12 protein-coding genes are annotated in these 14,191 nt (G+C 73.4%); 4 read left to right on the plus strand and 8 right to left on the minus strand.

Features of this window, described 5'->3' with window-relative positions; all coding sequences use genetic code 11:
- Positions 1 to 29: 29 nt before the first annotated feature.
- From ACIRB7_RS13555 to ACIRB7_RS13575, 5 genes are all read right to left on the minus strand, one after another.
- Entirely contained in the window at positions 30 to 1,634 is a 1,605-nt protein-coding gene (locus ACIRB7_RS13555) for a molybdopterin-dependent oxidoreductase (RefSeq protein WP_403596880.1), read from the minus strand.
- A 99-nt stretch (positions 1,635 to 1,733) separates the two neighbouring features.
- A complete protein-coding gene (locus tag ACIRB7_RS13560; protein WP_403596883.1) occupies positions 1,734 to 2,657 on the minus strand; it encodes an amino acid ABC transporter permease in 924 nt (307 codons plus the stop codon).
- Positions 2,654 to 3,319 (minus strand): amino acid ABC transporter permease, encoded by a 666-nt coding sequence (locus ACIRB7_RS13565; RefSeq protein ID WP_403596886.1) that lies wholly within the window; start codon positions 3,317 to 3,319, stop codon positions 2,654 to 2,656. The genes ACIRB7_RS13560 and ACIRB7_RS13565 overlap by 4 nt, the downstream gene beginning before the upstream one ends.
- A 10-nt stretch (positions 3,320 to 3,329) precedes the next feature.
- Positions 3,330 to 4,178, minus strand: coding sequence for a glutamate ABC transporter substrate-binding protein (locus tag ACIRB7_RS13570; RefSeq protein WP_403596888.1), 849 nt, complete (start codon positions 4,176 to 4,178; stop codon positions 3,330 to 3,332).
- Between the two features lie 65 nt (positions 4,179 to 4,243).
- Positions 4,244 to 4,999: an amino acid ABC transporter ATP-binding protein gene (locus tag ACIRB7_RS13575; RefSeq protein WP_403596891.1), complete on the minus strand. Its 756-nt coding sequence runs from the start codon at positions 4,997 to 4,999 to the stop codon at positions 4,244 to 4,246.
- A gap of 199 nt (positions 5,000 to 5,198) precedes the next feature.
- Here ACIRB7_RS13575 and ACIRB7_RS13580 point away from each other — a divergent pair, with 199 nt between their 5' ends.
- From ACIRB7_RS13580 to ACIRB7_RS13590, 3 genes are all read left to right on the plus strand, one after another.
- A complete protein-coding gene (locus ACIRB7_RS13580) occupies positions 5,199 to 5,657 on the plus strand; it encodes a Crp/Fnr family transcriptional regulator (RefSeq protein WP_403596894.1) in 459 nt (152 codons plus the stop codon).
- Positions 5,658 to 5,888: 231 nt separating this feature from the next.
- On the plus strand, positions 5,889 to 7,265 hold the full coding sequence (locus tag ACIRB7_RS13585; RefSeq protein ID WP_403596896.1) for a carboxyl transferase domain-containing protein: 1,377 nt from the start codon (positions 5,889 to 5,891) through the stop codon (positions 7,263 to 7,265).
- Positions 7,266 to 7,295: 30 nt separating this feature from the next.
- Entirely contained in the window at positions 7,296 to 7,652 is a 357-nt protein-coding gene (locus ACIRB7_RS13590; protein ID WP_403596899.1) for an RICIN domain-containing protein, read from the plus strand.
- Between the two features lie 120 nt (positions 7,653 to 7,772).
- Here the strand turns inward: ACIRB7_RS13590 and ACIRB7_RS13595 are convergent, their stop codons facing one another.
- The 3 genes from ACIRB7_RS13595 to ACIRB7_RS13605 form a co-directional block, all read right to left on the minus strand.
- Entirely contained in the window at positions 7,773 to 9,638 is a 1,866-nt protein-coding gene (locus ACIRB7_RS13595; protein ID WP_403596902.1) for a beta-N-acetylglucosaminidase domain-containing protein, read from the minus strand.
- Positions 9,639 to 9,804: 166 nt separating this feature from the next.
- Positions 9,805 to 10,191 (minus strand): hypothetical protein, encoded by a 387-nt coding sequence (locus ACIRB7_RS13600; protein WP_403596905.1) that lies wholly within the window; start codon positions 10,189 to 10,191, stop codon positions 9,805 to 9,807.
- A gap of 79 nt (positions 10,192 to 10,270) precedes the next feature.
- Positions 10,271 to 12,289 (minus strand): tetratricopeptide repeat protein, encoded by a 2,019-nt coding sequence (locus tag ACIRB7_RS13605; RefSeq protein WP_403596907.1) that lies wholly within the window; start codon positions 12,287 to 12,289, stop codon positions 10,271 to 10,273.
- Positions 12,290 to 12,497: 208 nt separating this feature from the next.
- Between ACIRB7_RS13605 and ACIRB7_RS13610 the strand changes: the two genes are divergently transcribed.
- Complete coding sequence (locus ACIRB7_RS13610; RefSeq protein WP_403597681.1) at positions 12,498 to 14,153, plus strand: FAD-dependent monooxygenase; 1,656 nt, start codon at positions 12,498 to 12,500, stop codon at positions 14,151 to 14,153.
- Positions 14,154 to 14,191: the final 38 nt, after the last annotated feature.

Consider the following 14,191-nt stretch of genomic DNA (forward strand, 5'->3'; position numbering starts at 1 on the left):
GCCGTGAACGGGCCTCCAGGACGGCTTCGTTACGCACCTTCGACCGTCACGACCACGGAGTGCCGGCCCTGCGCCCCGTCGGGCATCGTGGCGGTGCGCCGTTCCGGCTGGGTGGCGCCGGTGCCGTCGGTGGCGCGGACGGTGAGGGTGTGCCGGCCGGGGGTCGCCGTCCAGGGGTACGTCCACTGGCGCCAGGTGTCGCGGCTGTCCTCGGCGGCGAGCCGGGCGTCCTGCCAGGGGCCTTCGTCGACCCGTACCTCGACGCGCCGGATGCCCCGGTGCTGGGCCCAGGCGACGCCGGCGACCATGACGGTGCCGGCGGCAGGGCGGCCGAAGGAGCGGGGGGTGTCGATGCGGGTCTGGGTCTTCACGGGGGCCTGGGCGGCCCAGCCACGCGGGACCCAGTAGGCGTCGTAGGCGTCGAAGGTGGTGAGCTCGATGGACTCGATCCACTTGCAGGCGGAGACATAGCCGTAGAGGCCGGGGACGATCATGCGGACGGGGAAGCCGTGGGTGAACGGCAGGGGTTCGCCGTTCATGCCGAAGGCGAGGAGGGCGTCGCGGCCGTCCATGATCTCCTCGACGGGGGTGCCGATGGTCATGCCGTCGACGGAGCGGGCGACGAGCTGGTCGGCGGGTCCGCCTTCGGAGGGCGGGCGGACGCCGACCTCGCGGAGCAGTTCGGCGAGGGGGACGCCGAGCCAGCGGGCGTTGCCGACGTAGGGGCCGCCGACCTCGTTGGAGACGCAGGCGAGGGTGATGTCCCGCTCCACGGTCCTGCGGGCCATGAGCTCCCGCAGGGTGAGGGTGAGTTCCCGGCGTACGCCGCTGCCGTGGAGGCGCAGCCGCCAGCGCTCGGCGTCGACCTTGGGGACGACGAGCGCGGTGTCGACGCGGTAGAAGTCGCGGTTGGGGGTGACGAAGGGGCTGATGCCGGGGACGTCGAGCTGTGCTCCGGCGGGGACGGGCGGGGCCGGGGACGCGGGGCGGGGCAGTCGTACGGCCGCGCGGGAGGCGGCGGCGTTCTCCTCGGCGGGTGAGCCGGCCGCCCTGCCGAGGGCGGCGGCGCCGGTCGCGGCGAGTCCGGTGGAGGCGGCGACGATCAGGAAGCGCCGCCGGCCGGGCTGCGCGGTTCCGGCCCTCGGAGCACGGAGGAGGCCGGTCAGGACGTACAGCAGGGTCGCGCCGACGGCGGCGCCGACGAGGGAGGGCACGGCGTCCAGGGCGGAGTCGGAGTCGGGGCGGGTGACGGCGGCGAGAGCCCCGAGGAGGCCGAAGGCGGCGACCGCAAGGGCGCCGAGCAGCCGGTGGCGGAGCGCGAGCAGCCCGATGCCGAGGGCGATGAGCGCCAGGAGGACCAGGATGCCGAGCTGGAGGATGACCTTGTCGCTCTCGCCGAAGGTGCGGATCGCCCAGTCCTTGACGACCGCCGGGGTCCGGTCGACGACGGCGTCGCCGATGGCGAGGACGGGTCCTGCCTCGGGTCGCACCCGGGAGGCGACGAGGTCCGCGACGGCGAGCGAGACGTACGCGGCGACGAGACCGCCGAGCGCGGCGAGGAGACGGTCGGTACGGGTGGGTTCGCGGTCGTCGTCCGTGTCCCGTGCGGTCCCGGGGGGCCTGGTGGCGTTCATGGTGGGTACTTCGGCACGCGGGGGCGTGCGGATGGGTGTCTTCACCCGGGCGGCGCAGGCTCGGGGGCGCAGGCCCGGCCGGTGCGGGGCGGCGCGGCCTCAGCGGGTGTCGGGTGGCTTGCCGGGGGTGTCCAGGTGTTCGCCGGGGGTCGCGAGTTCTTCCACGGCCCCGGCTCCGACGACGGCGCCGGTGGACTTCTTGCCGCGCCGCAGTCGTCCTTCGAGCCAGGAGGCGAAGGTGGTGAGCGCGAAGTTGAGGACGACGAAGAGGACGGCGACGACGGTGAAGCAGGCGATCGTGTTGGCGCCGTAGTTGGCGCTGAGCGGGCGGACGGAGGCGAGGAGTTCGGAGAAGCCGAGCATCGCGCCGCCGAGCGCGGTGTCCTTGACGATGACGACGAGCTGGCTGACGAGCGCGGGCAGCATGGCGGTGACGGACTGCGGGAGGAGCACGTACGTCATGGTCTGGCCCTTGCGCATGCCGATGGCCTTCGCCGCGTCGGTCTGGCCGGCGGGGAGGGCGAGGATGCCGGCGCGGACGACCTCGGCGAGGACGGAGGCGTTGTAGAGGACGAGGCCGGTGACGACGGCGTACAGCGGGCGGGTCTCCGGGCTGATGTCGGTGAACTCGGAGTAGGCCGCGTTGGCGAACAGCATGAGGATCAGAACGGGGATGGCCCGGAAGAACTCGACGACGGTGCCCGCGCCACCCCGCACCGCACGGTGGTCGGAGAGGCGCGAGATGCCGAGGAGCGCGCCCAGGGGCAGAGCGATGACCATGGCGAGCGCGGCGGCGATCACCGTGTTCTTGAGGGCGGGCAGGACGTACGTCTCCCATACCCGCGCGTCCGTGAAGAAGGGGGCCCACTTGTCCCATTCCAGCTGGTTCTTGTCGGCGAGGCTCACCATGACCCACCACACGACGGCGGCGAGGGCGACGAGGAAGAGCAGGGTCCAGAGGAGGTTGCGCCGCCGGGCGCGCGGGCCCGGGACGTCGTAGAGGACGGTGGGTCTGGTCTTCACCGTCTCACCGCCACCTTCTTGGCGACCCAGCCGAGGAACAGGCCGGTGGGCAGGGTGAGGCAGATGAAGCCGGCGGCGAAGATCGCGGAGATCAGGATGAGCTGGGCCTCGTTCTCGATCATCTCGCGCATCAGCAGGGCGGCTTCGGCGACGCCGATGGCGGCGGCCACGGTGGTGTTCTTGGTGAGGGCGATGAGGACGTTGGCCAGCGGGCCGACGACGGAGCGGAAGGCCTGCGGGAGCACGATGATGCGCAGGACCTGGGGGAAGCTGAGCCCGATGGCGCGGGCGGCCTCGACCTGGCCGAGGGGGACGGTGTTGATGCCGGAGCGGACCGCCTCGCAGACGAAGGCGCTGGTGTAGGCGATGAAGCCGAGGACGGCGAGGCGGAAGTTGATGGTGGTGAAGCGGTCGGCGCCGAGGCTGACGCCGAGGGTCTGGAAGAGGCCGAGTGAGGTGAAGACGATGATGACGGTGAGGGGGATGTTGCGGACGATGTTGACGTAGACGGTGCCGAAGCCCCGCATCAGGGGGACGGGGCTGACGCGCATGGCGGCCAGCAGCGTCCCCCAGATCAGAGAGCCGATCGCGGAGTACACGGTGAGCTGCACCGTCACCCAGAAGGCTCCGAGCAGGTCGTACCCCTGGAGGAAGTCGAACACGGCGGCCCACTCACTTCACGACGACGCCGATCTTCGGAGCGGGCTCGTTCTGGTACTTGGCGGGGCCGAAGTTCTTCTTCACCGCCGCGTCCCAGGAGCCGTCGGCGACCATCTTCTCCAGGGCCGTGTTGATCTTGCCCTTGAGGTCGCTGCCCTTCTGGACGCCGATGCCGTAGTTCTCGTTGCTCATCTTGAAGCCGCCGAGCTTGAACTTGTCCTTGAACTGGCTCTGCGAGGCGTATCCGGCGAGGATCGAGTCGTCGGTGGTGACGGCGTCGATGACGCCGTTCTCGAGTCCGGTCAGGCACTCGGAGTAGCCGCCGTACTCCTGGAGCTGGGCGTCGGGGGCGATCTCGTCCTTCACGTTCTGCGCGGACGTCGAGCCGGTGACCGAGCAGAGCTTCTTGTTGTTGAGGTCGGACGGCTGCTTGATCGAGTCGTCGTCGGCGCGGACCAGGACGTCCTGGTGGGCGAGGAGGTAGGGGCCCGCGAAGTCGACCTTCTCGGCCCGCTCGTCGTTGATCGAGTACGAGGCCGCGATGAAGTCCACGTCGCCGCGCTGGAGCAGCGTCTCCCGGTCGGCGCTCTTGGCCTCCTTCCACACGATGTCGGCCGGGTCGTGGCCGAGCTGCTTGGCGACGTACGTGGCCACGTCGACGTCGAAGCCGGTGTAGGTGCCGTCGGGGGTCTTCAGGCCGACACCGGGCTGGTCGAACTTGATACCCACGGTGATCTTGTCGCCGCCGTGGTCGCGTGGCACGGCGCCGGCGGCGCCGCTCGCGAATCCTGCGGAGGTGACGGAGAGGACGACGGCCGCGGCGACGGCCACGGCGGCCCTGCCGGTCCTGATCGGGTTCATGAGGATCACCCCTGGGGGCTGCTGGTCGGGCGACGGCCGTGGCTCGGTGAGGGGCCGTGGCGTGGCTAGTGGTGGAGGATCTTGGAGAGGAAGTCCTTGGCGCGGTCGCTGCGCGGGTTGCCGAAGAACTCGTCCGGTGTCGTCTCCTCGACGATCCGGCCGTCGGCCATGAAGACGACCCGGTTGGCCGCGGAGCGGGCGAAGCCCATCTCGTGGGTGACGACGACCATCGTCATCCCGTCCCGGGCCAGCTGCTGCATGACCTCCAGGACCTCGTTGATCATCTCGGGGTCGAGGGCCGATGTCGGCTCGTCGAAGAGCATCACCTTCGGGTCCATGGCGAGGGCGCGGGCGATCGCCACGCGCTGCTGCTGGCCGCCGGAGAGCTGAGCCGGGTACTTGTCGGCCTGAGAGGCGACGCCGACCCGGTCGAGGAGGGCGCGGGCTCGCTGCTCGGCCTCCTTCCGGTCCTTCTTGCGGACCTTGATCCGGCCCAGGGTGACGTTGTCGAGCACCGTCTTGTGAGCGAAGAGGTTGAAGGACTGGAAGACCATGCCGACGTCGGCGCGCAGGGCCGCCAGTTCACGGCCCTCGGCGGGCAGGGGACGGCCGTCGACGACGATCGCGCCGCTGTCGATGGTCTCCAGGCGGTTGATCGCACGGCACAGCGTCGACTTGCCCCCTCCCGACGGCCCGATGACGACGACGACCTCGCCGCGGTGGATGGTCAGGTCGATGGACTGGAGGACGTGCAGGGTGCCGAAGTGCTTGTCGACGGCGCGCAGCACGACGAGCGCGTCGCCGCCTTCCGGGTCGGGCATCGCACCCTCCTGGCTCACGCCCCCCTCTTGCCGCTCCCTCCTCACGTTCATGCTCCGCCCTCCTTCCGTGCCCCGCACGCCGGAGCCGGGGTGCGGGCTGCGGGGCACGCCCGACGGGGCGGACCCGGCCGGGGCGGGCGCCTCGGGGCGGCCTGGCGGACACTGGGGAGAGGAGCCGAGTGCGCGAGGAGGGTCCGCCATGAGCAGAGCCGCACCCAAGGTCAGCACGCTGCCTCCGGAGCACCGGGAGCGCCTGATGGCCTTCGCCGAGGACGTGTACTTCGACTCCGGTCACCGGCTGTTCGAGGAGCAGCAGATCGCCGACCGGTTCTGGATCGTGAAGACGGGCGCGGTGACACTCGACGCGAAGGTGCCGGGCCGGGGGTCGCCCGTGATCGAGACCCTGCGCCACGGCGAGCTGGTCGGCGTGTCGTGGCTGTTCCCGCCGTACCTGTGCCAGTCGGGGGCCGAGGCGATGACGCCGGTACGGGCGTACGAGTTCAACGCCCCGGCCGTCCGTTCGATGTGCCGCTCGGACACGGAGTTCGGGACCTCGGTCATGTTCTGGGTGGGTTCGATCCTGGCCCACCGCCTCCAGGTGACCCGGGTCCGGCTCCTCGATCTGTACGCCCCGCACGGGAGCGGCATCCTGGCCTGAGCGAGGAAGCCGGGATGCGGCAGTTTGTGGGGGCGTGCCTGGTGGAGGTGGGGGGGGGGGGGGGGACGCAGGGTAGTCGCGGGACAGCGGGGCGGTACGGTGGAGGGGCCACGAACAGGATGCACGAACCGGGGCCCGCGGGCCTGGTGGACGGACTGGGCGCGCGGATTGGGCGCGCCCGCCCTCGGCGGCCCCTCCCCCACACTCCGGCGACGAGCTGCGAGGCCAGCCATGAGCGAACCGACGACGGCACGCGAGGCGATCGCCCTCGTCACCGGCGGCGATTTCACCGAACTCGACTTCACTGAGGGGCCTTTGACGGCTGACGGTCCGATCGGCTGGCCCGGTTACTCGGCGGCCCACGCGCGCGCTTCCGCCCGTACCGGCGAGACCGAGTCGGTGATCTGCGGGACGGGTGTGGTCGGTGGGGTGCGAGCGGTGCTGATCGCGTTCGAGTTCGGCTTCCTCGGCGGTTCCCTCGGGGAGCGGGCGGGGGCGCGCGCGGCCGCGGCCCACGCGGTGGCCCGCTCCCGACGGCTGCCCGTCGTCGTCCTGCCGGCCACCGGCGGCAGCCGGATGCACGAGGGCATGCGCGCCCTGCTCCAACTGCAGTTTCTGGCAGGCGAGTCGGCCCTCACCCGGGCCGCGGGGCTGCCGCAGCTCGCCGTCCTGCGGGATCCGACGACGGGAGGCGGCTGGGCCACGCTGGGCGCCGGATCGGACGTCGTTCTCGCGCTGCCGGGCGCGCAGGTCGCCTTCGCCGGTTCCCGTGTCCGCCCGCCGGACGCGGACCCCGCCGCGTACACCGCCGAGGCGCAGCTCGCCCACGGCCACATCGACGCGATCGTGCCTCCCACCGCACTGCGCGACACCCTAGGACGCTGGCTCTCACTGCTGACCCGCCCTGCGGAGGGCCCGATCCCGCCGCCGCGCGCGCTCGGAGACGCGGGAACGCTCGGCAGCCCGCGCACGCTCGGAGACCCGGGCGGGCCGCCCGCCGCGAGCGGATGGGACGCCGTGGCGCGTGCCCGGCACCCCCGGCGGCCCCGGGCCGGCGCGTACCTCGACGCGGGGTTCACCGTGCGCGCGGAGATCTCCGGCGACCGCTGCGGGGGCGTCGACCCGGGTATGCGGTGCGGGTTCGGGCGGCTCCCCGACGGCCGGACCGTCGCCTATGCCGCGCAGTGCGGTACGGCGACCCTCCCGGCCGGCTTCCGGACGGCGGCCCGGCTGGTCCGGCTCGCGGATCGTCTCGGAATCCCTGTCCTCACGCTGATCGACACCCCGGGGGCGGCCAACGACCCGGCGGCGGAGCGCGCGGGCGCGGGCCCCGCGATCGCCGACCTGTTCGCCGCCGTCGCCTCCGCTCGTGTCCCCCTGACCTCCCTCCTCATCGGCGAGGGCGGCTCGGGAGGCGCGCTCGCCCTGGCCGCCCCCGGCAACCTCTGGGCCACACCCGACAGTTACTTCTCGGTGATCGCCCCGGAGGCGGCCGCGTCCATCCTGAAGCGCGCACCGGAGGACTCCGCCACGACGGCCGACCACCTGCGCCTGCGCCCCCAGGACCTCGTCGACCTCGGCGTCGTCCGGGGCATCGTGACGACCTAGATGCGTGAAGATGATCGCAACCTTTCATGGTTGCGTAGGCGCGACCACGGCACGCAGCTGCGCACCTCGGCGCTGCTCGGCGGCAACAGCCAGAAGTGGACCTTCACCGAGCAGTCGGACGGCTCCTACACCCTGGCCAACGTCGCCTCCGGGCTCTGTGTCGACGTCAACGCCGGCTCCCTGTCCGCCGGCGCCTCCATCATCCAGTGGACCTGCACCGGGAACACCAACCAGCGGTGGAAGGTCGCGGCGGCCTCCGGCGGCGGTCACACCCTGACCTCGGTCAAGAGCGGCCTGGTGATCACCACCGCATCGACGGCCAACGGCGCCCCCGTCACCCAGCAGACCGCCGGTGGATCGGCGTTGCAGCGCTGGACCATCGGATGACCCACCGGGCCTGAGGGCCCGGCGGGTGCGGTCACCGGTTCCGACCGGTGACCGCACCCGCCGTCGGTCCGGGCCGGGGTCAGACCGGTGACCGCACCCGCCATCGGCCCAGGGTCGGGGTCAGACCGCGGGAGCCCCGTACACCGCCATCTCGTAGATCGAGTACCCCCACGTCGTGGCGCGCGTGACGCCCCGCATACGGACGTGGGTGACGGTGCGGTCGGCCGGGAGCCGGACCACGTCGGTGCCACAGACGGTCGGGCGTCGGGTGGCGGCGGGAGTCCAGTTCACGCCGTCGTCGGAGGTCTCGATCCGGTACTCGTTCGCGCACGCCGCCTCCCAGGCGACGGTCACCGCGGCGACCCGGGCCGGAGCCGCGAGCTTGATCTCCACCCACTCCCCGTCGCCGTACCCGGAGGCCCAACGGGTCCCGTTGGAACCGTCGTTGACGTGGCGGGCCGCCAGCCGGTCGAGGTTGCCCTCGACGCTCGACGCCTTCGCCGTACCCTTCAGCGCGAGGTTCTCGCCGCCGCCGGCCACGTCCCACAGCTCCAGCATCACGTCGGACCGGACGAGGAAGGCGTCGAGGACGCCGTCGCCGACCCTGACCCGGGCGTTGCCCCAGGTGTTACGGGCCGGCTCCACCCGTACCGCCTCGGCCCGCTCCTGGAGGTCGCGGGACTCGGCGAGCAGCACCCGCGACCGGTCCGCGTCTCCCGCCTGGCGCGCGGCGACAGCGTCCACCATGGCGACCGCCGCCCGGCCCCACAGCTCGGTGGCGTCGAGCCAGGAGTCCACGTCGGCCACGAAGCCCGCCTGTACGGCTCCGCCGCGGATCCGCTCCGGCGCCCGCGCGATCGAGACGGCGTAGGCCCGCAGCTCCGCCAGGGCCTCGGTCCGCCGTCCGGCGCCCCACTCCGTCCAGAACCGTGCGGTCCGGCGGGCCAGTTCGGGAGCCTGTTCCTGCCAGGGTGTCGTCCCGAACGTGGGCGCGAGGTGCTCCAGGTCCGCGAAGACCCGCAGGGCGGCGGCCGACTCGCCGTCGCCGCCCGCGAGGTACGACAGGGCCCGGGTCCAGCTCGTGCCCGCGTCGTAACCGCGGTCGTTCCAGGCGAAGTCGGCCGCGCCGAACACGGCGATCTCGCTGGCGTAGGGCTGGTTCATCGGGTTGGCGACGATGCCGCTCAGGTGCGCCGAGAGACCGGCCTCGCGCTTGTCGTACGGGGCGAGCAGCAGCCGGCCGCTGGTGGCGCCGAAGTCGTTGACCGGGTAGTTGTCCCAGACGAAGACCTGGCGGCCGAACAGCTTCGAGGCGGCCTCCGCCTGCGCGTTGGTGATCGAGGGCGGGACGACGTCGGTGCCGGTCCACATGACCTCGACCGCGGGGTCGAGGGAGGCCCGCAGGGTCTGCTTGTACGAGGAGTCGCTGAGGTCCCCGTACTCGGTGGGCACCATCTGGAGGGGCTGGGTCCCCGGCCGGGCGGCGACGAAGGTGCGCTGGACGTCGTTGAGCAGGTCCACCTGCGCCCTGGCCGCCGCGGCGCTCCCGGGCGTCCCGTAGGCCCGCCGGTCGCCCTCGCAGTTCCACGAGGTGTAGTGGATGTCGTCCAGCGGGACCGAGAACGCGCGGGCGCCCAGGTCGTGGAGGGCCCCCAGCTTCGCCTTCAGGGCGGCGCGGTCCGCCGGGTCGGAGTAGCAGATGGACGCGCCGGGGGACACGGCGAAGGTGAAGCGGACGTGGTTGGCGTTCGCCCGCTCGACCAGTGTGCCCAGCTCGGCGAGCTTGTCGGACGGGTACGGCTCACGCCACTTGTCACGGTGGTACGGGTCGTCCTTCGGCGCGTACACGTAGGTGTTGGCCTTGACATCGCCGTAGAAGTCCATCTGGTCCAGGCGCTCGGCCGGGGTCCAGGGCCGGCCGTAGAAGCCCTCGATCGTGCCGCGCAGCGGCATCGAGGGCTCGTCCGACGCTCCGACGGCCCACATGCCAACTGCTGCGCGCGTCACGGGAGATGGGGACACCCGGGCGCTTCAAGCTCGCACGCCGATTCCATGTTGTCTAGACCACTTGGGGACCACGCGGGTCGACAGCGAGACGACGGGGCCGTACTCGCGTGCGGTCGCCGGCCACTCCCCAGTGCCGCGGTCGCCGTCAGATCCCGGGCCCGTACCCCGGGTCGGGGTCCTGTCGCGGATGCCACACGGACTCGATGCCCCAGAGGCCGAGCCCGGCGACGGCGGCGCAGACGAGGAGCGCCACCCACGGGCGCAGCCACCGCGTCGCCGCCGCCCAGGTCATGGGCGGAACGAGGAGCCCCGCGAGGAGGATCAGCGGTACGTCGACGAGGATGACGCTCCAGTCCCGGGCGTGCGCCTCGAATCCGCCGTCGATGCTGAACGCGGCCCGGGGCAGCGCGAAGACCGCGGCGCCGACGACTCCGACGACGGCGAGGAGACAACCGACGGCGCTCTCCGTCCTGCCGTCGTCGTCGACGCCGTCAGGGCCTGCGCCCGTGGGGTGTGGCTGGTTCTCGCTCATGTCCGGGAGGGACGCCCGGCGCGCCCGCCCGGTTCCGAACGCCGTTCCGGTACGGGGTGCCCGGCGGCGGCCGTACGCGTCACCGTCCCGGCTTCGGTGCGTGCCGCCGCAGGTGCTCCGCCGCTCGGGCGGTGTCGCGGGCGGCATCGGCGTGACCGTGCCCGCGCAGGTACCAGGCGAGCCAGGCCAGGGACTCCGCGAGCGCGGCGATGTCGTTGCTCGGGTGGACGCGGTCCAAGTCCCGGAGGTGACGGACGGCCTCGGCGGTGGGGCGGGCCACCTCGTCGTGGCGTTCGACACGGGCGAGACGAAGGGCGAGGTTGGACAGGGCGTGAACGAGTCCGGGAAGGTGTGTGTCGGGATCGGCCCGGTGCAGACGACGGTGGATCTCCAACGACTGCTCGGTGGCGGCGAGCGCCTCGGCGTGGCGGTCGCTGTCGCAGAGGCGGATGCTGAGGTTGTTCAGGACCCGGGCGAGGGCGCCTGCGTAGGTGCTCGGGTCGGCGCCGGCGAGTTGCCGGTGCAGCGCCACCGCCTCCGTGGCGGGCGCGACGGCGTCGCGATGGCGCCCGAGTACGGCGAGGCGATGGGCCAGGCTGTCCGCGGCTTCGGCGAGCAGCGGGCGGACGGTGTCGGGCGCGGCACCGAGCAGCCGCCGGCAGAGATGGACAGCCTCGTCGGCGGCCTCGAGCGCCTCCGCCCGCCGGCCGCCCCATGCCCGTACGAGACCGAGATGGTGCAGCGTACGGGCGAGGGCGACGGCCCCGGCGAGGGTGCCACGGTCGGCGGCGGCCTCACGACCGAGGACGAGAGCCTCTTCGAGGGGTGCGACGGCGAGTTCCGGCCGCCCACTGTCCGCGAGGGCGAGCGCTCGCGCGTTCAGCCGCCCGATCCGCTCGATCCGATCCGCCGGGTCCACCGGGACCGCCGGGTCCGCCTGGTCCGCCCGGTCCGCCCGGTCCGCCGGGTCCGCCCGGTCCGCCGGGTCCGCCCGGTCCGCCGGGTCCGCCCGGTCCGCCCGGACACCGAGGCCCTCCGGGACCGCCGAGCCCCTTCGGCCCGCCAGATCCCCCAGGTCCTGCCTGCCCTCCCGATCCGCCGCGTCCTCCCGGCCCACCGGGCCCCGACGGTCCGCCAAGCCCCCGCGGCCCTCCTGGTCCCCCGGGTCCTCCCGGTCCCGCACCTCCGCGGCATCCGCCCCGTCGACCCCGACGCCCTCACCCCCCGCCCCGTCCCCACCCGTCTCGCCGCGCCCCCCGCCGTCGTGTTCGATCCGCCCCTCCCCCGTGACCCGGAAGCCGTGCCTCGCCAGGACGTGGTCGAGGAACGGGAGGATGGCCGGGTCGCGTTCGCCGCACTCGGCGCGGAGCTCGGCCGCTTCGGCGAAGTACGGGCGGGCCTCGTCCGTGCGCCCGAGGCCCGTGAGCGTACGGGCCGCCGCGAAGGCGATCGCCGCGTGGTCGGCGAGAGCGCCGACCGGCCGGTCACCGGCGGTTTCGCGGTACGTGGCCACCGCCGCGCGCAGCACGTCGAGGGCCTCGGCCCCGCGGCCCATCTCGCCCAGCTTGATGCCCAGGTCTCCGAGAGCCGAGGCGAGCTCCTCGCGGCCGGTCCCCGTGACCGGGTCGACGAGGGAGCGGCGGATCTCGACGGCCTCGGTGACACGGTCGAGGGCTTCGTGGTGGCGGCCCGTCTCGGCGAGCTGGTTGCCGAGGTTGACCAACGCCCCGGCGAGTTCCCCCCGGCTGCCGTCGACGCCCCGGTCCACGAGCAGACGCCAGAGACCGACCGCCTCTCGCGCCACCTCGCGTGCCTCCACCCGCCGCCCCAGAAGGCCGAGGCCGAGCGCCTGCCGCTGCGACACGACGGCCAGCCAGGCGAGATGTGGATCCGGGTCCGTCGCGGCCAGCCGCCGGTACACCCCGGCCGCCTCCCCCAGAATGCCTACCGACTCCCCGTTCCGCTCCAGGTCGGTGGCGAGCAGCGAGCCGAACCTCAGCAGGGCCCGGCCGAGTTCGGGAAGGTGGCCGACGGGCTCCGCCTCGGCCGCCCGTCGCAGCCGGGCGACGGCACGCTCCGCCTCGTCCAGTTCCGTCAACCCCGGCTCCGTCCCACCCTCCGGTGCCGTCTCCCTCGATGACATGACGCTCCCCCTCGTCCGTACGGCTCGGAAGGCGACGATCCCCCGCCCCGGTGAACTCCGGGTGAAGCCGTAGCCGCCGGGCCACGGCTGGCCGAACCGGCGGCAGCGGGTGACCATGGATGACGGGACCCGACCGGACGCCGGCCAGGACTGGGAGGCACCCGTGGCGCGCACCGGCACCACCACCGACGTACTGATCGTGGGCGCGGGTCCGGTCGGCCTGAGCGCCGCCGGCGAGCTCCGTCGCCACGGGGTGCGCTGCCGGCTCGTCGACCGGCTGCCGGCCCGGCTGCCGTACGCCAAGGCGGTCGGGATCCAGCCGCGCACCCTGGAACTGTGGGACCGGATGGGCCTGGTCCGTGCCGTGCTCGAGGCCGCGGTCCCGATGCGGGGCCAACTGACCTACGTCAACGGCAGGGAAGCGGCGCGGATCGATCTCGACCTGCCCGCCGAGGTGCCGTACGGGTTCGCCGCGCTGCCGCAGTACGAGACCGAGCGCCTCCTCGAGGAGTACGCGGCCGGCCTGGGGACGGTCATCGAACGCGGCACCGAACTGGTCTCGTTCGACCAGGACCCGGACGGTGTCACCGCCCGCCTGCGCACCGCGTCGGGGGCGGACGAGGAACTGCGGGTCCGCTATCTGATCGGCTGCGACGGCGCGCACAGCGTGGTCCGCAAGACGCTGGGCCTGTCGTACGAGGGCGGTGCGTTCCCGGAGGCGTACATGCTGGGCGATGTCGTGGCCGACGGCGACTGGGATCTGCCCCCGGGGTACGCGCTCCGCTCCGAGCACCGCGCCGCCGACGGCTCGACCGACGACGTGCTGGTCTGCATCCCGCTGCCGGGAGCGGGACGCTACCGGATGTCGATGAGGGTCCCGCCCGACCTGGCCGAACCGGCCCGGGGACAGGAGGCGTCCGACCGCGTCGAGCACGGTCTCGCGGGCGGCCCCGGCCCCGGCCTGGCCCATCTCCAGGCGGTCGTCGACCGGCTGGCTCCGCGCCCCGCCCGTCTCTCCGGCCTTCGCTGGTCCTCGGTCTTCCGCATCAGCCATCGCATCGTCGACCGCTACGGCGTGGGGCGGGTCTTCGTCGCGGGCGACGCCGCCCACATCCATCCGCCCACCGGCGCGCAGGGCATGAACACGGGTGTCCAGGACGCCGTCAACCTGGGCTGGAAGCTCGCCCTCGTGGTACGCGGCGAGGCCGGCCCCGCACTGCTCGCCAGTTACGACGCCGAGCGCCGCCCGGTGGGCGAGGAGGTCGTCGGCCGCACCGTCCGGCACTCCACCCAGGGTTTCGAGAACGACCCCGACGACCGGCGGACCGTGCTCCTCCGGGAGGCGCAACTCCTCGTCGGCTACCGGGACGGTCCGCTCTCCGGCGTCCCGTACGGCCCGGTCGACGCGCCGCAGCCCGGTGACCGGGCCCCGGACTGCGCCGGGCTGACCACGCCGATCGCCGCCTTCCCGCTGCGTCTGCTCGACGTCCTGCGGGGGCGTCCCGGGCACGTCGTCCTCCTGTACGGGGCCGATCCCGCCGCCCTGGCCGGGGCGGCGGCCGACGCGAGGGAAGCCGGCGGCGAGGCCCACGCCGTCCTCGCCGTCCTGCCCCGGGAAGCCTCGGGGCCCGCGCAGGCGCCGCCCGCCTCCCTCGGTGTGCCGGCGTACCGGGACGCCGCCGGGGAGTTCGCGCAGCTCTACCGCCCCGACGGCGCGACCGGCTTCGTCGTACGCCCTGACGGGCAGCTCGCCGCCCGGTTCCCACTCGGCGGCACCACAGCGGCCCTGTCCGGCTACCTCAGGGCGCTGTCCGCTTGAGCTGACCGGCGTCCGTCCCGCGGCGTGGCGTGGCCCGG

The sequence above is a fragment of the Streptomyces sp. NPDC093795 genome (assembly GCF_044764665.1).
Lineage (GTDB): Bacteria > Actinomycetota > Actinomycetes > Streptomycetales > Streptomycetaceae > Streptomyces.